This window comes from Amycolatopsis halotolerans, assembly GCF_042647905.1.
GTDB classification, from domain to species: domain Bacteria; phylum Actinomycetota; class Actinomycetes; order Mycobacteriales; family Pseudonocardiaceae; genus Amycolatopsis; species Amycolatopsis halotolerans.
This window is the reverse complement of sequence record NZ_JBHRWI010000022.1, coordinates 72733-96660: the sequence shown is the minus strand read 5'-3', so window position 1 is coordinate 96660 and position 23928 is coordinate 72733. Positions and strand designations below refer to the sequence as shown.

The window sequence follows — 23928 nt, the reverse complement described above, 5'->3', positions numbered from 1 at the left end:
CTCACTCTCCGAGGTAATGTGCCGGACGCTTGCCGGCGAACGCCGCGAGCGCTTCGGCGGAGTCGGCGGTCGACTGGACGACCGCTTGGTGCGAGGCGATCAAGTCCAGCGAGGTCCGCAGGTCCGCGTGTTCTCCCGCGCGCACCGCACGTTTGATCAGCTCGACGGCGACCGGCGGCCGGGACGCCAGTGTCGCGGCGAATTCCCCGGCCCGCACCAGAAGCCGGTCGTGCGGGCAGGTCTCGTCCGCGAGCCCCCAGGCCAGCGCCTGGTCCGCGTCGACGAACTCGCCGGTCCACAGCAGCCGCAGCGCACGCGACCGGCCGACGATCCGCGGCAGGTAATGGCAGCCGCCGTCGCCGGGGACGAGGCCGACCCGCACGTACCCTTCCGAAAACCGGGCGCGCTCGGAGGCGATCCGGTAATCGCACATCAGGGCCATGTCCATGCCCGCGCCGACCGCGGCCCCGTTGACGGCGGCGATCAGCGGTTTGGCCAGGTCTTCCGCGGCCATGGCCACCGGGTGCACGTGCTCGGTCATCAGCCGCCTGCTGCCCAGCGGGGTGCGCGCCTGGCCGAGATCGCCCAGATCGGCACCCGCGCAGAAGGCGTCGCCGGTTCCGGTGACGACTACGGCGCGAACCTGTTCGTCTGCTTGGAAAGCGCGGTACGCCTCGGCCCAGGCGCGCAGCATTTCGCCGGTGAAGGCGTTCTTCTGCCGCGGCCGGTCCAGGACGATCCAGCCGACATGGTCTTCGACGCGGACTTCGAGACCGGGTGTGGACGTCATCACGACTCCTTCCTGATGGTGAAACGGGTTGCCGCCCAAGCAGGGCTTCGGCGTTCGAGGAAGGACGCGATCCCTTCCCTGGCCTCGGCACCGTCGCCGAGCCGCGCGGCGAGGTCGGCCAGCTCGCTCGCGTGGGTGCCGAAGAACTGTCGCGCGGCGGTCGTGGTCAGGTGCTTGGCGGCGGCGAGTGCCCCGGGCGCGGCGGAACGCAGCCCGGCGAGCACCGGTTCGAGCGCCTCGTCGACGTCGTCCGCAGCGAGCGTGATCAGGCCGATGCGAGCGGCCTCGGCGGCGTCGAAGCGTTCTCCGGTCAGGTAATAGCGAGAGGCGGCCCGCGAATCGACGCGCGGGAGCACGGTGGTCGACAAAACGGCCGGGGCGAGCCCGATGCGCACCTCGGTGAACGCGAAGCTCGCGGCCGGGCTCGCCGCGACGATGTCGCACGCGCCGAGCAGCCCGAGCCCTCCGGCCCTGGCATGCCCGGTCACGCGGGCGACCACGGGCTTCGGCATTTCGACGACCGTGCGCAGCAGACCGATCAGCTGCTCGGCGGCGAGCCCGGTGCCCGCGCGGGCTTCGGCCAGGTCGATACCCGAGCAGAACGTCTCGCCGGTGTGCGTGAGCAGCACCGCGCGGACGGCCGGATCCTCGGCGGCTCGGCTCAGCTGCACAGTGAGTTCGCCGACCAGCTTGACCGACAGGGCGTTGCGGTTGTGCGGCGAGTCGAGGACAAGGGTGGCGATTCCGTCCTCGTCGGTACGCCTCATGCGGCACTGACGCTTTCCCGGGACAGCGCGGGCAGCCGCCGCTGGTCTCGTTCCGGATTGATCAGCACCGTGCCCACGACCGCGCCCGCCAGCAACAGCGCGCCGCACACCCCGAATCCCGCCGCATAACCGTTTCGCGCGGTAAGGAAACCGCCCATCACGAGCGGCGCGAACACCCCGGCCGAAGTGGCGACGGCGGTCGTCGCGGCGGTCACGGCGAGCCGGCGTTCCGGCGGAACCAGCTCTCCGATCAGCAGCCACACCATCGGATAAAACGCGCTCGGCAGGCCGAACGCGACCGCGATCAGCACGATGGCCGTGACCTTTTCCGTGTGCGGAAAGAGAATCATCGCGATTCCGGAGACGGCGAGCAGCGCCATCCCGGGCAGGCAGTACGCGCGGCGGCTGCCCGCTCCCCGGCGGCGGAACCTCGTGGAAACCGCGCCCATCGCCAGGATCACGACGGTCGCGAGCAAGGACGGCAGCGCGGAGAGCGTGCCCGCCTGCTGAGGCCCGATCCCGAGCCCGGAAGACAGGTAGCGGGGCAGGAAACCCAACGCGGTGGTAGTCGCCCAGAACGCGACGAACCCCGCCAGAACCGCGCCAATCACGGTTCCCGACCGGAAAAACACCCAGTACGGCACCGGTTCGCGGCGCGCGCCGGACGGCACGGCCGACTTGGCGTAAGGACCGTCATTCGCGAACAGCAGCCACGCCGCAGCCCACACCACCGAAAGAGCGAACAGGACGCCGAACGCGGTCCGGTAGCCGAAGTCCGCGATGATCCAGCTCAGCAACGGCGCGCTCGCCACGACGCCGAGAGTCGGTCCGATGTGGACCAATGCGTTGGGCAGGGCCCGGTCGCGCGTGGGGAACCAGCCGTAGACGGTGTGCGTCGCCGCGGGCACCGCAGGCCCTTCCGCCGCGCCGAGCGCGATCCGCGAAGCGATCAAGGCGCCGAAGCCGAGGCCCGCCGCCATGGGCAACGCGGTCAGTCCCCAGATCAGAGCGAGCACGGCCATCACCCGGGTCGTGCGGCGTTTCGCGGCGGCGAACCCGACGACGATGCCGGAAACGCTGAACAGGAAATAGAAACTGGACTGCACGAGGGCGTAGTGCTCCTCGCCGAGGCCGAGGTCTTTCATGATCGGCACGGCGGCGAGCCCGACGACGGTCTTGTCCGCGTAGTTGATCAGCAGGAACAGCAGCACGAGCGCGGTGACGGCCCACGCCCTCCCGGGACGCGGGGCGAGGGGTTCGGATGACGCCATGGATTCTCCGTAAGGGACGACGACGTTGTCGTGGGACGGGCCCGGTTCAGCCGAGCCGGGCCGGGTCGAAGCCCGCTTCGGCCAGCACCTGCTCGGTGTCCGCGCCGACGGGCGGAAACTGCCGGTAGATCCCGGGCGGGGTCCGGGAGTAGCGCACCGGCGGGGCCACGAGACGGCAGGCGCCCTCGGTCGGGTGCCGCACCGTCCGGACGAGACCGCCTTGCCGGGCGTACTCGCTCTCGGCCGCCTCCTGGAGGCTGTACACCGGATGCGCGGGAATGCTGACCCGGTCGCAGAACTCCTGCCACTGCGCGGAAGTGAACTGCGGAGTGAGTTCTCGGACCTGGCCGTACAGGTCGTCTGCGTGCGCGACGCGGGCCGGCATGGTCGCGAAGCGCGGATCGGCAGACAGCTCGGGACGGCCCGCGTGGGCGAAGAAGTCGCGCCAGTTGCGGTCGTTGTAGGGCAGGATGCACATCCACCCGTCGGCCGTGCGGCACGCCCGCCGCTGCTTGCTCAGCACACGCGGGTAGCCGTAGCCGGGCTCCTCCGCCGGTTCCAGCGAGGCTCCGGCGAGGTGCTCGACGAGGTTGAACGCGATCATGGTGTCGGCCATCGGCACCTCGACGTGCTGGCCCTCGCCGGTGCGGTCGCGATGGCGCAGCGCGGCCAGCACGGACTGGACGATGAACAGGCCGCACACCTTGTCCGCCAGCACGGTCGGCACGTAATAGGCCTCGCCGGTGACCTGCTCGTTGAGCCAGACCAGCCCGGAGGCGGCCTGGAGGATGTCGTCGTAGGCGGCGTTGTCGCCGAGCGCGGAATCGCTCCGGAAACCCTGCGCGTTCACGTAAACGAGCCCGGGGCGACCGGCCGCCACGTCGTCGTAGGCCAGCCCGAGCCTGCGCAGCGCGCCCGGCCGGACGTTGGTGATGAACGCGTCGGCAGTGTCCAGCAGCGCGAGTAGCGCGTCCCGCCCGGCTCCGGTCTTCAGATCGAGGCACACGCTGCGCTTGTTGCGGTTGAAGTTCAGCGCCGCCCCCGCCATCCCCGGGTGGCGGCGCGGCTCGAAGTGCCGGGTCGGATCCCCGCCGGGAGCCTCGACCTTCACGACGTCCGCGCCGAGGTCGGCCAGCTGCGCGCCCGCGTACGGGCCCATGATCACCGTCGCCAGCTCGACGACCCGCAATCCGGTCAGCGGGCCGGTGGGCGTCCCGTCCATCCCTCGCACCTCCTGTGTCCTCGGCTGCTGGACCCAGTCAAGACGAGGTCATTCATCTGCCGCCAATACTTCTTCACCCGTTATCCATATGCTTGGGGATATGGATCTGACGACTCGCCTGCTGGAGCAGTTCGTCGTGCTGGCCGAGGAGGAGCACTTCGGCCGGGCCGCCGAACGCCTTTCGATGAGCCAGCCGCCGCTGAGCCAGGCGATCCAGCGCCTCGAACGCGGCCTCGGCGTGCGGCTGCTGGAACGCAGCACCCGGGCCGTGCGGCTGACCGCGGCCGGCGCCGCGTTCGCCCGCGACGCCCGGCATCTGCTCGAAGCTCAGCAGGCCGCCGTCGGCCGCGCGCGGCGGATCGCCGACGGCGCCGAGGGCGAACTCCACCTCGGCTTCATCAGCGGCATTTCCTACACGTTCCTGCCGCGCGTGCTCCGGCTGACGCGGGACCGTTTTCCCGGGCTGCGCCTGCACCTGCACCAGAACACCTCGGCCGAACTGGCGTCGATGGTCCGTTCCGGCAGGCTCGACCTCGCCTTCGTGCGCGGCCCGCTCGCCGATCCGGACGGGCTCGACCTGCGCACGGTGGCGGCCGAACGGCTCGCCGTCGCGCTGCCCGCCGGACATCCGCTCGCCGAGCGCACCGCCGTGGGGCTGGCCGACCTCGCGGGCGAAAACTTCGCGCTGCCCTCGCTGACCGCGCTGGCCGGGCTTGCCGAACAGGTCGCCGCCGCGTGCCGCGCCGCCGGTTTCGCCCCGCGCGACGGCGCCCGCGCGGACAGCCTCCCCGGCTTGATCAGCCACGTCGCCGCGGGAAGCTGCGTGTGCCTGGTGCCCGAACAGGTGCCCGCCGGGGCGCTGCCCGGGGTGGTGTTCCGGACGCTGGAAACCACCAGCCGGGACGACGGCCTCGCACTGACCGTCGTCGCGGCCGTCCGTGCGGGACAACGGGATCCGGCCGTGGAACGGGTTCTGGCCCTGGCACGGGATCCCGCGCCTGGCTGATTCCGCCTTCGCTCAGAACAGCGTCGCGGGCTCGATCGGCTCCGGCTCGGGCAAGGCGTCCAGATCAGGCACCAGCGCCCGGACGTCGTCGTGGAACCGGCGGGCGAGTGCCGGTGCTTCGTCATTGTCGGGAGTGTGCAAGAAAACCGTCGGCGAACGACCTTCGCGCAGCCAGCCCGCGACCACCTCGGTCCACGGCCGCCATCCCTCGACGGTCTCCTCCACCGAGTCCCGGCCCAGATAGCGGACGACCGGCCGGTCGGTCAACGCCCGCGTCCGGCGCGGCAGCCGCGGTTTCTTGGCCCAGGCGTCCTGCTCGGCCTCGCTGGTCGGCGGACTCCGGAAAAAGACGGTGGTGTCGAACGGCACCCATTCGGCATCCGCGGCGGCGAGCGTCCCCTCCAGCGCCGAGGTCGCGCTGGCGTCCGTGAAGAACTCAGGGTGCCGAACCTCCACCGCGCGCCGGAGATTGCCGGGCAGACGGCGCAGAAAACGGCCGAGCGCGTCGACGTCCGAAGGGCCGAACGAGCCGGGCACCTGGGTCCACAGCACCGCCCGCTCGCCGAGGGGCTCGATCGCGTCCAGGAAGGCCCGCATCTCGGTCTCGACCCCGGCGAACCGGCGCTCGTGCGTGACGGTCTTGGGCACCTTGACGACGAACCGGAAATCCGGGCCGGTCTGCTCCGCCCAGGTCTCGACGGTGGTCCGGGCGGGAGTCGCGTAGAAGGTGGTGTTGCCTTCGACCGCGTTGCACCAGCCGGCGTAGGCCCGCAGGCGCTCCTTCGCGGGCAGCGACTGCGGCAGGAACCGCCCCGGCCACGCCTTGTGCGTCCACATCGCGCAGCCGACATGAAGACGTGCCACTTCTCGTCCGCTCCCCTCGCTCGCAAGGGAAATTACTACCCGCGCGCGGTCACCCGTGGGTCCGGGGCCGGTAGTCGCCGTACTGCTGCCGGCGCGCGGGCCCCCGGCGGCGCAGCAGATGCGCGGGCACGTAGTGGCTGACCGGCCGCGACCACTGGTCGTCGGCGGTGACGAGCTGGTAGGTGACCCAGCCGAGCAGCCCGCCGTCCTCGCGGCGGGCCCATTCGAACAGCAGCCCGGGATGCTCGGTCTCGATCCGCAGCCCGGCCCGGTCGCGCGGAGCGAGGATCTCGGTGCCGAGCACGAGCAGCTTGCGCACGCCCACCCACACCGGAATCGGCGGATCCACTCTCCGCACGGTCGACGGCCACTCGCTCACCTCAGGTCACCCGCTCGCTTCCCCGTTCTCAGGCCGCCTTGGTTCCCGGCGGCCCGAGACGGGAGTCGAACATGTGTTCGCACGGGAAGTCAAATGGGACTGGACAACGAAGCGCGGCCGGGAGCTTCGCGCATCCGCGCCCGCCCTGCACGGCCGGGGATTCCGGGAGGACCGCGATGTGCGCGACGGCACACGCGGGAGCACCCGGCGGCGCCCGCCGCGACCGGGGGCAGTTTTGTCCATTGTGGACCCACCGGTTGCGGCACCGTCGATCGCGACGCGCCGGCGCCCTCCGGTTCCCTCGGCCACGCGGCTGCCCCGCTTGATTTACCCCGCACGGTGCGGGCAAACTTCGGGCTGCCGCCAGGTCCCCGCGGCGGCCCGGCCGAGTTCCGCCCGGGCTGCTTGCTCCCCGAGCGTCTCGTAGGGTGGAGGGTCTGGGATGTCCGGCGGCGCGAAAGGGGCCACGACGGTGGAGGGCCAGCACCGGCAGCCGCTGTGGAAGGCGATCGCCGCCGCGCCCGACGCAGCAGGCAGCCGTGACAGCTGGGCCCAGGGCGTGTGCCTCGCCTGTGTGGAGACGATGGACCAGGTCGACGCGGCGATCCTGTCGCTGCGCGCGGACCGGCGGTCGGAAGAGGTGCTGGGAGCCAGCGACTCGTGGGCGGCCCGGCTCGCGGAACTGGAGTACACCGCCGGGGAGGGGCCGGGGGCGGAGGCCTTCGGGACCGGACGTCCGGTGCTGGTTCCGGACCTGCTCGCCGATCAGGTGCGCTGGCCCGGGTTCGCCCAGAGCGCGCTCGCGGCCGGTCTCGGCGCGGCGTTCGCCTTCCCCTTGCAGATGGGCGGCATCCGGCTCGGCACCCTCGAACTCGCCCGGCTCCGCCCCGGCGGGCTGACCAGCGCCGAGACGAGAGACGCCGCGCTCGCCGCCGACCTGGCCACCGCGGCGCTGCTGCAGCAGTCCCGCGAGGCCGAGCGCGACGGCCGCGAATTCGCCCCGCGCACGGTGCTGTCCTACCAGGACGTGCACATCGCCACCGGCATGCTCGCCGCCCAGTTGCGGATCAGCCTCGACGACGCGTTCGCCCGGCTGCGCGCCCACTCCTACAGCACGAACCGATCGCTCCTCGACGTGGCCAGGGACGTGATGGAGCGCCGCATCACCCTTGAGGAGTCGTCCGAATGAACCATCCCACCGACGAGAACGCCGGACGCCGGACGCCGTACCGGCGCACCGGCCTCCTGCCCGCGGACGCGCCCGCGGCGCTGGCCGAGATCACCTCCCGCGTGGTCGGCAACCCGGACAACGCCGCGGTGCTGCGCCTGATCACCGAGGTCGGCACCGGGCTGCTCGGCGCGCGCGGCGTCGGGGTCCTGCTGAAGGACCCGCGCGGCGAGCCCGCCGTCGTCGCGGCCTCGGACGAGTCCACGCAATTCGTGGAGCTGCTGCGAACCGACCTCCGCCAGGGACCGTGCGTCGACTGCATCGCGACAGCCGCCGTGGTCGCCGTCCCCGACCTGACCCTCGAACGGGACCGCTGGCCGGGCTTCGCCCCCGCGGCGCTGGAGGCCGGGTACCAGGCCGTGGTCGCGGTGCCGCTGCGCTTGGACGGCGAAGCGGTCGGCGGGTTCACCCTGCTGTTCGCCGCGCCGACCGAACCGCAGCCGTGGCAGCTGGCGCTCGCGCAGGTCGTGTCGGACCTCGCGGTGCTGGCCCTGGTCCAGGAAACCGGCCCGCGCCGCGCGGACCGGCTGTTCGAGGCCACTCTCGCCACGCTGAACGACCGGATCCAGCACAGCCAAGCCGTCGGGATGGTCGCCGGGGCCCTCGGCACCGACCCGGACACGGCCCGCGCACTGGTCAGCGGGTACGCGGTCCGCCACGCCCGGCCGCTGCGCGACGTCGCCTGCGCGCTGACCGACCGCACCCTCGACCCGGCCGACCTCGCCGGCTAGGCCCAGCCCCAGTAGTCCGGATCGGCCTCGCTCTCGGCCGCGTCGTCGGCGACCGCGGTCACGCGCGCGGCTTCCGCCCCGTTCCCGCCCGCGCCGCGGGCCAGGACGCGCACCGCCTCCCCGGCGTCGCATCCGTGTGCGCTCTGGAGAATGCCGACCGCCTCGCCGATCGTCGTCCGTTCCGCCAGCGACGCGCTCAGCAGCCGGGCCGCCGCGGTGCACGCGGCGTCATCGAGACGCTGAGGGGATCTGCCCCTACCGTCCTCTCCCGTTCCGGCGCACGCCAGTACCCCGCGAGAGCGGACGGAGCGCACCGCCGTCGTCCCGAATGCGAGGACCGCGAACTTTGCGGAACGGGGACCCGCGGGTTGCTCCGAATTGATGAACCTTGAACCCTATCTCCTGACTGCGCGGAGGAGCACCATGGAGCCTGGCACCGACCGGACGTACTCCCCCGACTCCAGCGGGAAGCAACCATGCCGAATTCGCGGGTTCCCAGTCCCGCCGCCGTCGAGGCGGCAGTGGCGGCAGCACTTCTCGCCCCAGGCGCCTCCGACACCCCGCTCTGGCAGTGGCGCGTCGGCTACCGCACCCTTCACCTGTGCGCGGAGCCGAGCCGGCAGCGAGCCGCCGACGACCCCGCCGGGCAATGGCAGACGTTCAGCAGCGGCGCGGCGCTGCACCATCTCCGGATCGCTTTCGCCGGTCTCGGCTGGGCCTGCGCGGTGGACCGGTTGCCGTCCCCGGGCGAACCGGATCGCCTGGCCGTCGTGACGCCGCAGCCGGGCGAGCCGAATTCCGGCGAAGCCGCGCTGGCGACGTCGATCGCCCGGCGCCGGGAAGACTTGCGGCCGTGCGGCGGACGGCCGGTGCCGTCCGACTGCCTAGACCGGCTTTCGCAAGCAGCGGCGCGCGAAGGCGCGGTACTGCACCCCGTGGAAGACCGCGCGGTCCGCAGGTACCTCATGACCGCGGTCGGCGATGGCGCCAAGGTTCCCGCGCAGATGCGTCGCGAAGAGGTGTACGCACGGAGCGCGTCCCTTGTCGCTTCGCAGGGCGTTCTCGTCCGTACGGCTGCGGGGAACCGGCTGCCGCTCGCGCGAAGCGAAGCGGAACCTCGCAGCGACGGCGCTTCGCTGCTGGTGCTCAGCACGCCCGGCGACGATCGCCTTGACTGGCTGCGCGCCGGAGAAGCGCTGAGTTCGGTGCTGCTTACCGCGACGGGATATGGATTGTCGTCCGGACGGCTGAGCCGGACCGGGCCGCGACTGCGCGAAACTCTCGCGGAACGAGTCACGCTCGGCCAAGCCCCGCAAGCGGTGTTGTGGGTGGGACGGCCGCCGGTCGGAGTGAAGCGGCTTCAGCTGACGAGGTCGCAGGCGACCGTCGACGACGTGCTCGAACCGCTTCAGGCACCGGCGAAACACAGCTGCTGAAGTCCGTGAGGGGAACCCTGAGGGACTCTGATTCCCCCAGGGTTCCCTTCACGGACGCGCCGTTCGCACACCGGCCTGCCGCCAACGGTCGTCCACTTCCCACTGTGCCGAATGGACGCCGCCTGTGCTCCGGTGCTTTAGAGTGGCACCGTGGCAGCGGAAACCGGGGAATTTCGTAACGCCGGGCGCCGGCCTGTGCTTTCCGATGTCGCGCGGCTGGCCGGAACCTCCACCGCGGTGGTCAGCTACGTCCTCAACGACGGGCCCCGCCCGGTGGCCGACAAGACGCGGCGCAAGGTCGAGGACGCCATCCGGATGCTCGGCTACCGGCGCAATCCGCTCGCCGGGGCGTTGAGCGGCGGCCGGTCCAATTTGGTCGGACTGCTGGTGCCGGACACCGCGAACGCCTTCTACGGCGAGATGTCGCGCTGCCTCGAAGCGGAGGGCCGCCGCCGGGGATTGCTGACGCTGCTCGGCAATACCGATTACCGGCCGGGGCTCGCCGACGAATACGGCGAGGCCTTCTCCGAACTGCGCCCGCGCGGGATTTTCGTGACGACCGGCGAAAAACCGCGGCTGTCGGCCGAAACTCCGTGCGTATTCCTGCAGTGGGCCGCGCCGGACGACAGCTCGCCCAGCGTGGTGTTCGACGACTTCGACGGCGCGCGGCTCGTCACCGAGCACCTGCTCGGCCACGGGTACGAGAATATCTTTTGCGTGGCAGGCGAAATCGCGGTGGGACCGGCCGAAGGCCGCGAAGGCGGCTGGCGCCGGGCGATGGCGGACGCCGGTCTGCCCACCGAGGGCAGGCTGGTCCGGACGTCCTTCGACAAGGTCGAGGCGGGCCGTGCGGTGCGCGACGTGCTGACGAGCGGCCGCCGGATCCGCGCGGTCTACGCGACCACCGACGAACAGGCACTGGTGACCATCCGCATCGCGCACAGCCTGGGTTTGCGCGTGCCGGAAGACCTCGCGGTCGTCGGCTTCGACGGAACGAGGGAAGCCCGCCTCGGCAACGTTCCGCTCACCACCGTCCACGTGCCGCTGGAGGAATTCGCGGTGCGCGCCTTCGACGCCCTGGACGGCCGGCCTGATTCGTCGGCCGTCCTGGACGGAACGCTCAGCATCGGCGTGACCTGCGGCTGCCAACCCGGCACCGCCGAGGAAGCCGCGCACGCCGGAGCAGCCGTCAGCGGATAACCGCCCCGCCACGACGAATCCGCGACAGGGCGGCTTCGCTACCGCGCGAGAGTGTTGTGCTCGTCCGAGGCGTACTCCGAATTCAGCGACAGCGCGCTGAACCGGAACGGCCGGTCCACCCGTGTGAAGCCGAGCGGGCAATGCCGGGTGCCCGCGGGCAGGTAGACCGAACCGCTCGTGGTGATCACGTGCCGGACGCCCTCCACGTCGAGGTAGATCTCCGCGCCCAGGTCGTCCGGGTCCGCCGGGTTGTTCCCGTGCCAGATCAGGACCTCGTCGTAGTCGTGCCGGTGCTCCTTCACCCACTGCACCGGAGTGTCGCATTCGCTGATCCACGTGTAGGTGAGGTGGATCTTGCTCTCCGGCACCTCCTTCGCGCGCATGAGGGCGAGCGATTCGCCGACGTTGGGCGGTTCCACGACGCCTGCCGCGGCGCCCTCGTTGACGAGGTCGTCGAGACAGTTCGGCATCTTCCTCACGAACAGGTGCTCGTACGGACTGGTCATGCGGCTGCTTCCTCCTCTGCTCCCGGACGGGGCCGGGCCGGCCGCAGATCACTCTAAACGATTAGCTTCTCCACTTGTAGACTCTTCCATCCGGCCGGAACTGGCCGTACCCTGTGGCGACGCCGGGCAGATCTAACGGCTTAGATTTCTGGCTTCCCTGGAGGTTCCCAGTGTCGCGCAGACCCCGATGCCTGCCAACCCTCCTGCTCGCCGCCGCGCTGCTGGCCGGCTGCGGCCGTCCGGACGACGCGGCCGCGGGCGGGGCCGGCACGCTCCGCATCTCCGTCTCGACCGACGCGGGCGAGGTCCTCAACCCCTACGCCAGCAACCAGGGCCCGATCCAGGAGCTGCGCAGTTCCCTGGTCTTCGAGGGGCTCACCGCGCTGGACCCGGACGGCAGGACCGAATGGCGGCTGGCCACCGGCATGACGCCGAACACCGACCGGACACAGTGGACGATCACGCTGCGCCCCGGCGTGAAGTTCAGCGACGGCACCGAGTTCACCTCCGCCGACGTCGTCTCGAGCATCGAATACCTGCGCGATCCCGCACACGCCGCACAGGGCCTGGCGCTGATCCAGATGATCGACCCGGCCACCGTCCGGGCGGTGGACAAGCTCACCGTCCGGGTGGGCCTGACCGAGCCGTTCAGCCCGTTCAAGGACATCTGGACGAGCGTGCTGCTGCCGATGACCAAAACCGGGTCGGCCCCGGCGAGGCCGATCGGCACCGGACCGTTCGCGGTCAAGTCGTTCGCCGCGGGCCGGGAGTCCACAGTGGAGCGGTTCGACGGCTACTGGGGCAGGAAACCGAAGCTCGCCGCCGTTCAGCTGATCGAATACCAGAGCCAGCAGGCGCAGGCGAACGCGCTGCTGTCCGGCCGGGTCGACATCGCGTCGAACACGACGCCGACGATCGCGAAGTCTCTTGTCGGCCGCGGCGGCATCCAGTTGCTCGACAGCAAAGGGACCTTCAGCCTGCAGATCGGGCTCGACACGGCCGTCGCGCCGTTCCGCGACGTCCGGGTGCGCCAGGCCCTGCGGCTGCTGGTCGACCGGCAGCAGGTCGTGTCCAACGTCTTCAGCGGCTACGCCCGGATCGCGAACGACTACGAGACCACCACACCGCAGTGCGCCGCGCCGAACCTCCCGCAGCGCGCGCCGGACATCGCCGCCGCGAAACGGCTGCTGGCCGAGGCCGGGCAAAGCGATCTGTCGTTCGCGATCACCACCGACGGCCTGCTGCCTGGCATGTCGGAGCTGGCGCAGGTCTTCGCGCAGAACGCCGCGCTGGCGGGCGTCAAGGTGACGGTCAACGTCGTCCCGACGCCGGAACTGCTGGCGAAATGGGGCCAGTGGCCCGCTTTCGTCGACTACAACCCGGTCCCCTACCTGCCGTCCGTGCTCGGCGGGCTGCTGCCGGACCGGGTCGGCAACGCCGCGCACTGGAACGACGCCGCTTTCACCGGCCTGGCAGGGGAACTGTTCAGGTCGCCCGAGCCGCGGCAATGCCCGCTCATGAACCGGATGCACGAAATCGAATACACGAACGGCCCGTACATCATCCCCGCGTTCTCCGACGTGCTCCTGCCGCACCGGGCGGCGGTGCAGGGGCTGGTGCCGGATGTGAACGGCCGTCCGCTGTCCTTCCTGACTGACGTGACCGTCGGATGACCGCGCGCTGGCTCCTGCGCCGCCTCGCGCTCGGCGTGCTCGTGCTGTTTCTGGTCTCAGTGCTGGTTTTCCTGGTGACCCAGGCATTGCCGGGCGACGTGGCGCGGATCGTGCTCGGCAAGGACGCCACCGTCGAGCAGGTGGCGAACCTGCGGCACCAGCTCGGGCTCGACCAGCCGCTCCTGGAGCAGTACGGCCGCTGGCTCGGCGGACTGCTCACCGGCCACCCGGGAGTGTCGCTGCAGAACAAGGAACCGGTCGCGGAAATCCTCGGGCCGCGGATCGTGAACTCGTTCACCCTCGGCTTCGTCTCGATGGTGCTGATCCTGCCGCTCTCGGTCGTCGCCGGAGTGCTGAGCGCGGCGCGGCGCGACAGTTTCGCGGACAAGGCCTTCGTCGCGGTCACGTCGCTGAGCATGGCGCTGCCGCCGTTCGTCGTGGGGATGCTGCTGATCGCGCTCTTCGCCACCTCGCTGCTCGGGGTGCTGCCGGGAGTCTCCGACATCCCGCCCGGCGACCTGCCGTGGTGGCATCCGGCCGAACTCGTGCTGCCGGTCGCCACGCTCACGTTCATGGGGGTGATGTACTTGGGCCGTTTGGTGCGCGCTTCGGTCATCGACGCGCTGGACAGCGAATACGTGCAGATGGCAGTCCTCAAAGGACTCAGCCGGCGGCGCGTCCTGTTCCGGCACGCGCTGCCCAACGCCATCGGCGCGAGCCTGCCCGCGGCCGGTCTGGTCGCGGCCGTCACGATCACCGGCGTCGTGGTCGTCGAATACGTCTACTCGTACCCCGGGCTCGGCACGGCGCTGGTCAGCGCGGTGAACGCGCACGATCTGCCGGTCCTGCAGGCGTGCGTGCTCATCCTCGCGGCCACGTACTACCTGTGCAATCTCCTCGCGGACGTCCTCGCCGCGGCAGGGCGGACCCGATGAGCGTCTCGGTGGTGCGACGCGCGGCCCGGACCGGTCGGGCGCGGCTCGGGCTGGGGTTGCTTGCCGCGATCGCCTTCATCGTCGTCCTCGGCCCGCTGCTCGCACCGTGGCCGCCGACCGCCATCGTCGCGCCTCCGCTGGAGGGACCGAGCGCGGAATTCCCGCTGGGCACCGACCTTTTGGGCCGGGACGTGCTCAGCCGCCTGCTGTCCGGCGGCGGCACCCTCACCTGGATGACGCTCCTCGCCACCGGCATCGGCGTGGTCCTCGGGGCACTCATCGGCTTGGCCGCAGCCTACCGGGACGGCCTCGCCGACACCGTCCTCATGCGAGCGATGGACATCGTGCTGAGTTTCCCGGAGACCATCTTCGTGCTGGTCTTCGTGGCCGCATTCGGCCGGCACCCGCTGCTCACCGCGTCGCTCGTCGGGGTCGCGTTCGCCCCCGGCGTCTCGCGAGTGCTGCGCGGCGCGGCCCTGCCGGTGCTCGACAGCGAGTATGTGTTGTGGGCCAAGGCAAACGGCCTGCCCGGACGGCAGATCGTCCTCGGCGAAGTGCTGCCCGGCGTGACGTCGCCGCTGATGGTGGAGACCGGGATGCGGCTGGTGTGGGCGGTCACCGCGATCGCGTCGCTGAACTATCTCGGCTTCGGCATCACGCCGCCCGCTCCGGATTGGGGGCTCATGGTCAGCGAGAACCAGGACGGCCTGGCCGTCGCGCCGCTGCCCGTGCTGGCGCCGATCGCGCTGATCCTCATGATGGCGCTCGGCGGCAACCTCGTGGCCGAGTCCGTTGCCAGGACTGTCAGCCGCACGGAAGGAAAGAGCTGACGTGGCCAAGGAAGTCGCGGTGTCGGGCGTGACTGTTAAAGCCGCCGGACACGCCATCGTGCGGGACATCGGCTTCGAACTCGGCCGCGGCGAGGTCCTCGGCGTGGTCGGCGAATCGGGCTCCGGCAAAAGCACCCTCGCGCTCGCGCTGCTGGGTTTCGCCCGCACCGGCGCGACCATCACCAGCGGTCAGGTCGTCGTCGACGGAGTAGACCTGCTTTCCTTGCCACCTGCGGAATTGCGCCGCGCGCGAGGCCGGAAAGTCGCGTATGTGCCGCAGGATCCGGCGACCGCGCTCAACCCGAGCCTGCGCGTCTCGACCCAGCTGACCGAGGGTTTGGACCCGCCCGCGCTGCCCCGGGTGCGGCAGCTGCTCGACACCGTCGGACTGCCCAGCGACGACGCCTTCCTGCGCCGCCGCCCGCGCCAGCCTTCCGGCGGCCAGCAGCAACGGGTCGCCATCGCGATGGCCATCGCCGCCGGTCCGCGGCTGATCGTGCTCGACGAACCGACGACCGGACTCGACGTCTCCACCCAGTCCCGGGTGCTCGACCTGGTGCGGGAACTGTGCCGGACCCGCGACCTGGCCGCGATCTACGTCTCGCACGACCTCGCGGTGGTCGCCGACGTCGCCGACCAGGTGATGGTGATGTACGGCGGCGAGGTCGCCGAACACGGCCCCGCCCGTTCCGTGCTTACCCAGGCTGCGCATCCCTACACCCGCGCCCTGCTGGCAGCCGTGCCGTCCGCGACCCACCGGCACCGGCTGGTCCCCATCCGCGGCCGGGCGCCCGGTATCGATGATCCCCGTGCCGGGTGCTCCTTCGCGCCGCGCTGCGACTATGCCACAACTGCTTGCAGCACAACGCATCCGGCGTTGGCGGCCGCGCCCTCCGGAACCCTCGCACGGTGCCTTCACGCGGAAGGAGTCGCCCGGACTTTTCTGAGCGTGCCGCGCGCTCCAGAACCGGACGCGCCTCCCGCGGACCAGGCGGCCCTGTTGTCGGTCTCCGGCCTGAACGCCAGCTACCACGGACGACAGGTCGTCTTCGACGTCTCCTTCGACCTGCGGCCCGGCCAATGCCTCGCCGTGGTCGGCGAATCAGGCAGCGGCAAAACCACCATGTCCCGCTGCCTGGCCGGACTGCATCCCGAACAGCAAGGCGACGTGACCTTCGACGGCAAGCAGGTCCCGCCCGCCGCCGCCCGGCGAGACTCCCGTACCCGGCGCGAACTGCAGTACGTCTTCCAAAACCCCTATGGCTCGTTGAGTCCACATCGGACAGTCGAGGACAGCTTGCTGGTCGCTCTGCGCCACTACTTCGGCGTGACCGCACGCGAAGGCCGTCGCCGAGCCCGCGCCGCACTCGACCGCGTCGAAATCCCGTCGCGGCTGGCCGACCGCTACCCGGCGGAACTGTCCGGCGGACAACGCCAGCGAGTCGCGATCGCCCGGGCCCTGGTGTGCGAACCGAAACTGATCATCTGCGACGAGGTGACGTCCGCGTTGGACGTTTCGGTGCAAGCGTCCGTCGTCGAACTCCTGCGGTCCCTGATGGACGACGGCCCGTCGATGATCTTCGTGACGCACAACCTGGCGGTGGTGCGCAGCATTTCGGACGAGGTCGTCGTGCTCAGCGAGGGCCGGGCCGTCGAATCGGGACGAACCGACCAGGTGCTCACGTCGCCGTCGCATCCGTACACGAGAAGCCTGCTCGCCGCGACGCTGGACGTCCCCGAGCAGATCAGCCCTCGCTGACGCGGCGGTAACGGATGTGCGTGGTCAGCGGCGAATGCAACACCTCGACGGGCTCGAAGCCGAACGACTCCACCCCGTCGAACATGCGCTCGCCCGACCCGAGCAAGACGGGCGCGATGTCGAGAGTGAGCTCGTCCACCACCCCGGCGTTCAGCGCCTGCCGAACGGTCGACGCCCCGCCAGCGATGTCGACCCCCTTGTCCCCCGCGGCCTCGGACGCTGCCGCGTAGGCGGCGTCGAACCCGTCGGTGACGAAGTAGAACGTCGTCCCGCCCTCCATCGGGATCGGCTCGTGAGCGTGATGAGTCAACACGAAAACCGGCGCGTGATACGGCGGTTCGGCGCCCCACCAGCCGGACCAGTCCTCGTCCCAGCCGCCGCGGACGGGGCCGAACATGTTCCGCCCCATCACGTACGCGCCGCGCGGACGCATGAGCCATCCGGTGGCGGTCTTGTCGGCGTCGTTCGCCCGGGGATCGCCGATGTGCCAGCCATGCAACTCCTGCCCCCGCACCCCGAGCGGCTCGTCCCGGCTCTGCCCCGGCCCGGCGACAAAGCCGTCCAGCGAAATCGACATATGGCAAGTCGTGTCCGGCACGGCGGGCCTCCCGAGTGATTGCGGTTTGCAAGCGGTTGGAAGGAAGATAGCAGGAGAGGCGCGGTGAGCGCTATCCGCGGCGGAGGAGATTCTCCGCGGGTCAGCCCGCCAGGTGGCGCAGGAACGTGGTCGAGCGATGCCACGCGAAGTACGGTTCGGACGCTTCCCGATGCGCTCCGCAGCGACGCCCGGCCAGATGCTGCATGCGGAGTTTCAGGCTCCCGGCGGGAAGCTCGTCGATCCGCACGGTCTGGATGCGCCCGGTTTCGGCCACGGTGACCCAGCCCGCTTCGTACAGGAGATCGCAGCCTAAGCCGCAGGCGAGCATGGCGATGTCGCGGAGGTTCCGTCGTTCGTCGTCAGTGCAGGCCGCGCGTTTCTTCACGTGCGCGGCGACCAGGAACTCCAACGGGAACTCGTCGCCGCACAACGCGCAGGGAGCGGAAACGCGTCCGTCGGCGAGCAGCCTGCGGAGGCGGGTCTGCTCAGTCCGGACTTTGACCTGGGTCTTCACGTCCAACTCGCCGAAGTGGACGTCCGCCGCCGGTTCGGCGCCGGAGATGTCCAGCGTCAGCGTCGTCGGAGACTCGACCCTGCTGACGTGCGGCAAATTCTCCAGTAGCCCCCCGACGAAAGCGCTCTCGTGATCGAGTCCTTCAACCGAAACCTCGAGTGCGCCTCCCCCAGCGAGCACGTCGAGCCCGCGTTGGATCTGGTCAAGGGGGACGGGTTGCCCTTCCGGCGACTGGTCGGTTCCTACCAGCACTGACTCGTCGTCAACTTTGAGGATCCGGTTCTTCTCGCCGGCGGCAGTCGAGATCGTCTCGCCAGTGAGGCCCCGGAGCAGGTCCTTTGCTTGCAGCACCTCGTCCGGGGCGGGCTCCGCCAGAACGGCCGCAAGCCGGGCCGCATCGTCCGGCCCGTAGCCCGGAACCTCCAGCCGCAATTCGATCCGCTTCTGGTTGTTGCCCTCCTTCGCGCCGTCCTTCAGGCCGACCTTCCCCTGCGCCCGGGTGATCTGCCGCCGCACCTGCTCGATGTCCCGTTCGTCGGCCAAAACGATCGGAGCCGGGACAATGCTGCGCTCATCCTCGGACAGGTGAGCGGTCGGCCTTGACGCCACGACGCCGGACACCACCACCGCCTTCCGGTCGCGAAGGCGCTTGAGCAACAGTTCCAAGGCGGCGTTGTACTGGTAGTTCCGCGGCTTCGGCCCGGCTCCCTGGCCGCCCGCACTCTCCATGACCAGGCTCAACCGCCCGCCATCGGACACCACGGAGAACCCAGCGTTCAGCTCATTGCCCTTGTCATCACTTGCGAACACCAGCCCAGCCTGCCAGAAAGGCCCGCCGGCCACGATCAGAAAAGCGACCCCACCGCGACCGCCGCGCACACCGACAGGAACAGCCCGCCCACCGCGAAGCCCAGCGGTTTCTGCCGCCACGCCGTGTGGCGGTCCAGGGCGTACCAGCCCGGGCCGGTCAGCAGCAGGGCCAGTGCCATCGCCGCGAGGGTCAGTTCCAGTTCGAATCCCGGGCCGGTGCTGCCGAACAGGCCGCCCGACCACTTCACGCGGACCGCGCTCAGGGCCACGCCCAGGAGGCCGGCCGCGGCGAGCGGGGTCAGCAGGCCCAGTGCCAGCAGGACGGCGCCGCCCACCTCGGTGATGCCGGTCAGCCAGGTCAGGAACTCGATGTTGTGGCTGAAACCGTAGCCCCGCAACAGGTTCTCGAAGTGCGCCATTCCCGCGCCGCCGAACAGGCCGAAGACTTGCATCAGCCCGTGCGCGCCCATCGCGACCGACAGCATCAGCCGCAGCACCAGCAGACCGAAGTCCAAGCCGCCATTCTCATCCGACCAGCGGGACATGTTCGCCACGCCGACACCCTAGCCATCCCGCGCGCCGGTCCGGGCGACCCACCGGACGTGTCGCTCGACAAGACCGCTTCACGACGCGGAGGCGGCGCCCTCGGGCAGATAGCTGTCCCGGAAACCGAACGCGCCCGGCGAGGGCCCCTTCCCCCGCAACAGTTCCAGCCGCTCGACAGCCTCCTCGACCGTCGGGATGTGCCCGGCGGGAACCCACCACAGCACCTGGAACGGGGCCTTCGGCAGTTCGAACCACTCCGAGCGGCGGCGCAGCACGTCCAGGTGGCCGCTGCGGTAGACGTAGTCCCACAGGGCGTCGCGGGTTTCCCACACCGACATGTTCACCAGGACGTCGTCGCCGAGCGAGGACCGGATCGCGGTGGCGTCGTTGCCGCCGTCCTCGACCAGGCGCCACACGAAGCCGGGCGCGTTGTCGGCGACCTCGTTCAGCGTGTCGAGCATCGAGGTGAAGCCGTGCATGCGGGCGTCCGCGAGCGGGAATTTCAGGATGCCCACGTTGAGCTGGGCGAGGTGATGTTCCGTCACTCGTTCACCTCACCATCGCCGGACCTTCTATGTCAACTCTCATTATTTTTAGAACACTCGACGACGACGCAGCACAGCCCGGGACGCGGATCCATACGAGCCGTCAGGCCGTCGGCGTCTTCGAGCAGCCCTTCCAGCAGCGCCAGATTCATGCCGCACACCAGCCCCGGATGCCGCTGAGAGAGGACATGGAAGGGGCAGTTGACGAGGCGCAGGACGTCGCCGTCCACGCGGGGCTCGTAGCCGCGGGCGGCCAGCAGTTCCTTCGCGGCGGCGAGGTCTTCGACCGGGCCCGCGGCGGCGCGGCCCTCCCGCCGGGCGGCGGCCTGCAGTTCGGTGTCCAGCCGGGCGACTTCCGCGACCTCGGCCAGCAGATCGGCGGCGGTGCGGTAGTCGCGCGCCGGGACGGAGAACTGCCGCTCGGCGCCGGACCGGCGGTAGAGCTTCGCCGGACGGCCAGCACCCGGGCCCGAACGCCCGCTCAGCCGCTTGCTTTCCGTCTCCAGCAGGCCCGCGTCCACGAGTTTGTCGAGGTGGAAAGCGGCGAGCGTGCGCTGGATCCCGGCGCCCTCGGCCGCCTCGTTCCGGCTCACGTCGTGCTCCTGGGAAACCACGTAGTCGTACAACCGCCGCCGGACGGGATCCTGCAGGACGGCGATCGCCTCGATGTCTTCCACGCCGCCATTCTAAGAACAACGAGGATATGCGTTAGAGGTGCTCGCCCCTCGCCGAACTCCGGCGAGCAACCTTCGGTGCTCGAACCGCGCCGCCTCAGTTCCGCGCTTCCGCCAGACCAGCCGGAGTCGCGCCGAGCCACCAGCGCGGATCCGCCGTCCCGTCGGTGGTGCGGCCGTCACGGTGAACGAAGAACCGCTCGTCCCGGCCCGGCGTGTCGAACTCCCCGTCCAGCCCGCGCGTCAACCACTCCGCGCCGAACGCGAACACCTCCGCCGCCGTCCCGCCCAGCGGATGGAATTCGTCCTCGTAGACCCGCATCTCTTTGGGAGCACGGATCTTCTCGTAAGTCTCGAGCGCGTTCTCCACCGGCGTCAGCTCGTCGAATTCGCCGATGCCCAGCAGCACCGGGCACCTGATGCCCGTCACCAGGTCGCCCAGCGGCATCTTTTCCTTGAGGTCGCGGTCGAACGCCACCTCGTCGGTGTAGCCCGCCATGTAGAGATAGTTGTTCTTGAAACTCGGCTGCGCCCGTTCGAAGATCGTCTCGAAATCGCCGGACACCGCTTCGAACGCGGCCACCGCGCGCAAACGGGTCTCCGGCGACGCCGCGGCGCGCAGTGCCCAGTAGCCGCTCATGCTGATGCCGAACATGCCGATCCGGTTTTCGTCCACTTCGGACAGACCAGCGAGATACGCCGCATACGTTTCGAGAGCGCGTTCATAGTTGTCCAGGGTCACCGTCAGCCCGCGCGCCCGGGTCTCCCCCTGCCCCGGCCCCTCGATCGACAGCGCCACGATTCCGCGCGAGGTGTAGTAGCGCTCGGCCGCGAAGATGTAGTCCTCCTTGATCATGTCCATGCCGGGACCGAGAATCACCGCCGGGGCACCGGAAACCGGCTGCGCTGGCAGGTGCAGGAGACCGAAGATCTTGCCGCCTTCGAAGTCCAGTTCGACCCGCCGGACCGTGTTGCCGCGAAGCTCTCCCAGCCGCGCCACGCACGAATCACAGCGCTCGCGCAACTTCGCCTTGCGCCCGTCGCCGGAGTCGAAGATCGAGTACTGCGCGCGGCCGTACATCACCGCTGCCCGCAGATACAGGTCCGACGCCGTCCTGCGGTAACCGAGCCGCTCGTGGTGCACGGCCCGTTCTTCGGCCTGACCAGCGACAACCGCCCACGCCTTCGGCAGCATCGCTCCGGCGCGCACCATCGCGAACACCTTGTCGAAGTCGGCGTGATCGTGCCCGAGCTGTTCGAGCGTGCCCTTGCCTTCCGGGTGCAACGCGTCGAAGCCGCCTTGCGCCAGCGCGATGTCCAGGGCCCAGCTCTGCCCGGCCGAACGTGTCGTCATGCCCGCCTCCTCAATTAACTAAGTACTTAGCTAATGTGCCACGGCTAGACTCCGCCCGGCAAGGAATGCGGCGGGCACCACAGGAGAGCGAACCGATGGGCGACGAGGCGATCACCCGGCTGGCGCGAGCCGCTTACCGGCTCAGCGCGGCCGATTCCCGGCTGCGCGGCCGCGCGACCCGCAGCGCCGAAGCCCTTTCGCTCGCGCACGCCCGTGCGCTCAAAAGCCTCGCCGAACACGGTCCGATGACGGTCAACCAACTGGCCGGACACGTCGAAACGACTGGAGCAGCGGTCACTCAACTGGTCAACGGCCTGGCCAACGCCGGCTATGTCACGCGCGAACGGGCCGCCTCCGGAGACCGCCGCACGTCGATCGTCGCCCTCACCGACGCGGGCCGTCGACGGCATGAGGAGCGCGAGGAAATCCTTGCCACAGGGTTGCGCGAACTGACCCAGGACCTCGACGAACACGCGATCGACGCTGCGGGCGTGGTGCTCGACCGGCTGGCCACGCTGTACGACCGCCTCTGACGATCAGGGTCGCGGCGAACTCTATCAACTGATTGAATCGGCTGATAGAGTCCGCGCCATGGGCACCGAGGCCGCGCGGATCCCCGCCAGTCGCGGGGCGGCGACCGAGCAGCGCCTGATCGCCGCCGCGGAACGGCTTTTCGCCGAACAGGGCGTCGGCGCGGTGTCGTTGCGGACCGTGATGCAGGCGGCGCAGACGAACGTCGCGGCGATCCACTACCACTTCGGTTCCAAGGAAGGGCTGCTCGACGCGGTCCTGCGCAGCCGCCTCGGCCAGGTCACCGGCGAGCGGAACGCGGTGCTGCGAGAAGTCCCCGAGAAGGACGTCACCGCGCGCGAACTGGCCCGCGCGTTCGTGCAGCCGGTGGTCGCGGTGCTCGAATCCGGCGGCGAATGCTGGATCCGGCTGGTCGGCCGGCTGCTGGCGACCGGCGGCGACGGGCTCGACGCGGTCGCCGCGTCGTTCTTCGAGCGCAACGCCGCGTTCGTCGAACTGCTGGACCGCCTGAGCCCGGGCGTCCCCCGCCGGACGCTCGATTTCCGGCTGTCCCAAGCGATGACCGTGACGTTGAACGTCCTCGGCGACGTCGGCCGCACCCGCCGCCTGCACGGCCCGGACGCGGCGGACTGGACCGCCGGCCAGATCGTCGACGACCTCGTCGACGTCGTGACCTCCGTACTCGCCGGCCCGCCAGGGGCCCCGCCGCAGGAAGTGAGGAACCGATGGGAACCAAACAGCGAGCGCAGATCGAGATGACGCCCGAGGAGGTGTCGGCCTGCCTTTCCGCCCAGCGCACCGCGACGCTGGTGTCGCTCGGCCCCGGCGGGCATCCGCACGCGGTCGCGATGTGGTTCGCGGTCATCGACGGCGTGCTGTGGTTCGAAACGAAAGCCAAGGCGCAGAAGGCGGTCAACCTCCGCCGCGACCCGCGCGTCACGGTGCTGATCGAGGACGGCCTCACTTACGACGTCCTGCGCGGCGTCTCGCTGGAAGGCCGAGCCGAGGTCGTCGACGATCCGGAGGCGCTCTGGGCGGTCGGGGTCAACATCTGGGAGCGATACCATGGCGAGTACACCGACGAGGTGAAACCGATGGTGGAATTCATGCTCAGCAAGCGGGTCGCGGTCCGCGTCGACGTCGAGCGGGTCCGTTCGTGGGACCACCGCAAGCTCGGGCTGCCCCCGATGCCGCTCGCCGGATCGACCGCCGCGCAACCGCCCGCTCGCTGACGCGTTCGCCCCGCCAGGAGGTCACGATGGGACGCTTTTCCCTTCCCGAACAGGCGCCGAAGGGCCTGGATTCGCCGGTGACGGCGGCGATGATGAAGTACATGGCCAGGGTCCAGACCAAGGTCTTCACCCTGACAGGTGGCCGGGTCGGCAGCAAATGGCGCGTCGGAGCCGGCTTCCGCAAGCCGGTGCCGACGCTGCTGCTGGAACACCGCGGCCGCAGGTCCGGCCGGTTGTTCACCACTCCGCTGCTGTACCTGCGTTCCGGCGACGACCTGGTCATCGTCGCCTCCCAGGGCGGCCTGCCGAAGCATCCGCAGTGGTACTTCAACCTGCTCGCGGAACCGGAAACCCGCGTGCAGTTGAAGGGCCGCCGCGACGTCCCGGTCACGGCGAGGGTCGCGCCGTCGGACGAGCGGCGCGACCTCTGGCCGCGGCTGGTCGATCTGTACCGCGACTTCGCGAAATACCAGGAGTGGACGGACCGCGAGATTCCCGTCGTGGTGCTCACCCCTCGCTGACCGCGA

Annotated in this window: 27 protein-coding genes; 13 read left to right on the top strand and 14 right to left on the bottom strand. The window is 70.2% G+C overall.

The genetic code is table 11. The features are described from left to right. Position 1: 1 nt before the first annotated feature. The 4 genes from ACFORO_RS19040 to ACFORO_RS19025 are packed head-to-tail and all read right to left on the bottom strand — an operon-like array spanning position 2 to position 4050. Positions 2-790, bottom strand: coding sequence for an enoyl-CoA hydratase/isomerase family protein (locus ACFORO_RS19040; RefSeq protein ID WP_377870872.1), 789 nt, complete (start codon positions 788-790; stop codon positions 2-4). Then, positions 790-1557 (bottom strand): enoyl-CoA hydratase family protein, encoded by a 768-nt coding sequence (locus ACFORO_RS19035; protein WP_377870873.1) that lies wholly within the window; start codon positions 1555-1557, stop codon positions 790-792. The genes ACFORO_RS19040 and ACFORO_RS19035 overlap by 1 nt, the downstream gene beginning before the upstream one ends. Further along, positions 1554-2828, bottom strand: a complete 1275-nt coding sequence (locus ACFORO_RS19030; protein WP_377870874.1) for an MFS transporter — start codon at positions 2826-2828, stop codon at positions 1554-1556. The genes ACFORO_RS19035 and ACFORO_RS19030 overlap by 4 nt, the downstream gene beginning before the upstream one ends. A gap of 46 nt (positions 2829-2874) precedes the next feature. Then, the gene (locus ACFORO_RS19025) at positions 2875-4050 is read right to left on the bottom strand and encodes a CaiB/BaiF CoA transferase family protein (RefSeq protein ID WP_377870875.1); all 1176 of its coding nucleotides are present in this window, start codon (positions 4048-4050) and stop codon (positions 2875-2877) included. A gap of 100 nt (positions 4051-4150) precedes the next feature. Here ACFORO_RS19025 and ACFORO_RS19020 point away from each other — a divergent pair, with 100 nt between their 5' ends. Next, positions 4151-5056: a LysR family transcriptional regulator gene (locus ACFORO_RS19020; RefSeq protein ID WP_377870876.1), complete on the top strand. Its 906-nt coding sequence runs from the start codon at positions 4151-4153 to the stop codon at positions 5054-5056. Positions 5057-5068: 12 nt separating this feature from the next. Here the strand turns inward: ACFORO_RS19020 and ACFORO_RS19015 are convergent, their stop codons facing one another. Both ACFORO_RS19015 and ACFORO_RS19010 read right to left on the bottom strand, forming a co-directional pair. After that, the gene (locus ACFORO_RS19015; protein ID WP_377870966.1) at positions 5069-5893 is read right to left on the bottom strand and encodes a DUF72 domain-containing protein; all 825 of its coding nucleotides are present in this window, start codon (positions 5891-5893) and stop codon (positions 5069-5071) included. 76 nt (positions 5894-5969) lie between these two features. Further along, a complete protein-coding gene (locus ACFORO_RS19010) occupies positions 5970-6269 on the bottom strand; it encodes a hypothetical protein (protein ID WP_350566903.1) in 300 nt (99 codons plus the stop codon). A 472-nt stretch (positions 6270-6741) separates the two neighbouring features. On the opposite strand from ACFORO_RS19010, the gene ACFORO_RS19005 reads away from it, so the two are divergent. Beyond that, entirely contained in the window at positions 6742-7488 is a 747-nt protein-coding gene (locus ACFORO_RS19005; protein ID WP_377870877.1) for a GAF and ANTAR domain-containing protein, read from the top strand. Beyond that, a complete protein-coding gene (locus ACFORO_RS19000) occupies positions 7485-8258 on the top strand; it encodes a GAF domain-containing protein (protein ID WP_377870878.1) in 774 nt (257 codons plus the stop codon). The genes ACFORO_RS19005 and ACFORO_RS19000 overlap by 4 nt, the downstream gene beginning before the upstream one ends. Here ACFORO_RS19000 and ACFORO_RS18995 read toward each other — a convergent pair. Beyond that, entirely contained in the window at positions 8255-8572 is a 318-nt protein-coding gene (locus ACFORO_RS18995; RefSeq protein ID WP_377870879.1) for an ANTAR domain-containing protein, read from the bottom strand. The genes ACFORO_RS19000 and ACFORO_RS18995 overlap by 4 nt on opposite strands. A gap of 162 nt (positions 8573-8734) precedes the next feature. Between ACFORO_RS18995 and ACFORO_RS18990 the strand changes: the two genes are divergently transcribed. Together ACFORO_RS18990 and ACFORO_RS18985 are read left to right on the top strand one after the other, a co-directional pair. Further along, entirely contained in the window at positions 8735-9694 is a 960-nt protein-coding gene (locus ACFORO_RS18990) for an NAD(P)H nitroreductase (RefSeq protein ID WP_377870880.1), read from the top strand. Between the two features lie 150 nt (positions 9695-9844). Then, positions 9845-10894, top strand: a complete 1050-nt coding sequence (locus ACFORO_RS18985) for a LacI family DNA-binding transcriptional regulator (RefSeq protein WP_377870881.1) — start codon at positions 9845-9847, stop codon at positions 10892-10894. A 38-nt stretch (positions 10895-10932) separates the two neighbouring features. Here ACFORO_RS18985 and ACFORO_RS18980 read toward each other — a convergent pair whose 3' ends face one another. Further along, complete coding sequence (locus tag ACFORO_RS18980; RefSeq protein ID WP_354735495.1) at positions 10933-11400, bottom strand: hypothetical protein; 468 nt, start codon at positions 11398-11400, stop codon at positions 10933-10935. Positions 11401-11570: 170 nt separating this feature from the next. Here ACFORO_RS18980 and ACFORO_RS18975 point away from each other — a divergent pair, with 170 nt between their 5' ends. The 4 genes from ACFORO_RS18975 to ACFORO_RS18960 are packed head-to-tail and all read left to right on the top strand — an operon-like array spanning position 11571 to position 16597. Further along, entirely contained in the window at positions 11571-13073 is a 1503-nt protein-coding gene (locus tag ACFORO_RS18975) for an ABC transporter substrate-binding protein (protein WP_377870882.1), read from the top strand. After that, a complete protein-coding gene (locus ACFORO_RS18970; protein ID WP_377870883.1) occupies positions 13070-14008 on the top strand; it encodes an ABC transporter permease in 939 nt (312 codons plus the stop codon). The genes ACFORO_RS18975 and ACFORO_RS18970 overlap by 4 nt, the downstream gene beginning before the upstream one ends. Next, positions 14005-14838 (top strand): ABC transporter permease, encoded by an 834-nt coding sequence (locus tag ACFORO_RS18965; protein ID WP_377870884.1) that lies wholly within the window; start codon positions 14005-14007, stop codon positions 14836-14838. The genes ACFORO_RS18970 and ACFORO_RS18965 overlap by 4 nt, the downstream gene beginning before the upstream one ends. Position 14839: 1 nt before the next feature. Continuing rightward, the gene (locus ACFORO_RS18960; protein ID WP_377870885.1) at positions 14840-16597 is read left to right on the top strand and encodes an ABC transporter ATP-binding protein; all 1758 of its coding nucleotides are present in this window, start codon (positions 14840-14842) and stop codon (positions 16595-16597) included. Here ACFORO_RS18960 and ACFORO_RS18955 read toward each other — a convergent pair. The 6 genes from ACFORO_RS18955 to ACFORO_RS18930 form a co-directional block, all read right to left on the bottom strand. Continuing rightward, positions 16584-17174, bottom strand: a complete 591-nt coding sequence (locus ACFORO_RS18955; protein WP_377870967.1) for a dihydrofolate reductase family protein — start codon at positions 17172-17174, stop codon at positions 16584-16586. The two genes, ACFORO_RS18960 and ACFORO_RS18955, sit on opposite strands and share 14 nt — an antisense overlap. Before the next feature lie 121 nt (positions 17175-17295). Further along, complete coding sequence (locus ACFORO_RS18950) at positions 17296-18519, bottom strand: hypothetical protein (RefSeq protein WP_377870886.1); 1224 nt, start codon at positions 18517-18519, stop codon at positions 17296-17298. Between the two features lie 35 nt (positions 18520-18554). Further along, the gene (locus tag ACFORO_RS18945) at positions 18555-19064 is read right to left on the bottom strand and encodes a DoxX family membrane protein (protein WP_354735637.1); all 510 of its coding nucleotides are present in this window, start codon (positions 19062-19064) and stop codon (positions 18555-18557) included. Positions 19065-19142: 78 nt separating this feature from the next. After that, complete coding sequence (locus tag ACFORO_RS18940; RefSeq protein WP_377870887.1) at positions 19143-19610, bottom strand: DUF3291 domain-containing protein; 468 nt, start codon at positions 19608-19610, stop codon at positions 19143-19145. A gap of 32 nt (positions 19611-19642) precedes the next feature. Further along, positions 19643-20287: a helix-turn-helix transcriptional regulator gene (locus ACFORO_RS18935; RefSeq protein ID WP_377870888.1), complete on the bottom strand. Its 645-nt coding sequence runs from the start codon at positions 20285-20287 to the stop codon at positions 19643-19645. Between the two features lie 94 nt (positions 20288-20381). After that, positions 20382-21638: an alpha/beta hydrolase gene (locus tag ACFORO_RS18930; RefSeq protein WP_377870889.1), complete on the bottom strand. Its 1257-nt coding sequence runs from the start codon at positions 21636-21638 to the stop codon at positions 20382-20384. Positions 21639-21733: 95 nt separating this feature from the next. Between ACFORO_RS18930 and ACFORO_RS18925 the strand changes: the two genes are divergently transcribed. The 4 genes from ACFORO_RS18925 to ACFORO_RS18910 are packed head-to-tail and all read left to right on the top strand — an operon-like array spanning position 21734 to position 23922. Further along, positions 21734-22171 (top strand): MarR family winged helix-turn-helix transcriptional regulator, encoded by a 438-nt coding sequence (locus ACFORO_RS18925; RefSeq protein ID WP_377870890.1) that lies wholly within the window; start codon positions 21734-21736, stop codon positions 22169-22171. A gap of 58 nt (positions 22172-22229) precedes the next feature. Then, on the top strand, positions 22230-22928 hold the full coding sequence (locus tag ACFORO_RS18920) for a TetR/AcrR family transcriptional regulator (protein WP_377870891.1): 699 nt from the start codon (positions 22230-22232) through the stop codon (positions 22926-22928). Beyond that, on the top strand, positions 22895-23401 hold the full coding sequence (locus ACFORO_RS18915; protein WP_377870892.1) for a pyridoxamine 5'-phosphate oxidase family protein: 507 nt from the start codon (positions 22895-22897) through the stop codon (positions 23399-23401). Before ACFORO_RS18920 ends, ACFORO_RS18915 begins: the two co-directional genes overlap by 34 nt. Positions 23402-23427: 26 nt before the next feature. Beyond that, positions 23428-23922, top strand: a complete 495-nt coding sequence (locus ACFORO_RS18910; RefSeq protein WP_377870893.1) for a nitroreductase family deazaflavin-dependent oxidoreductase — start codon at positions 23428-23430, stop codon at positions 23920-23922. Positions 23923-23928 lie beyond the last annotated feature (6 nt).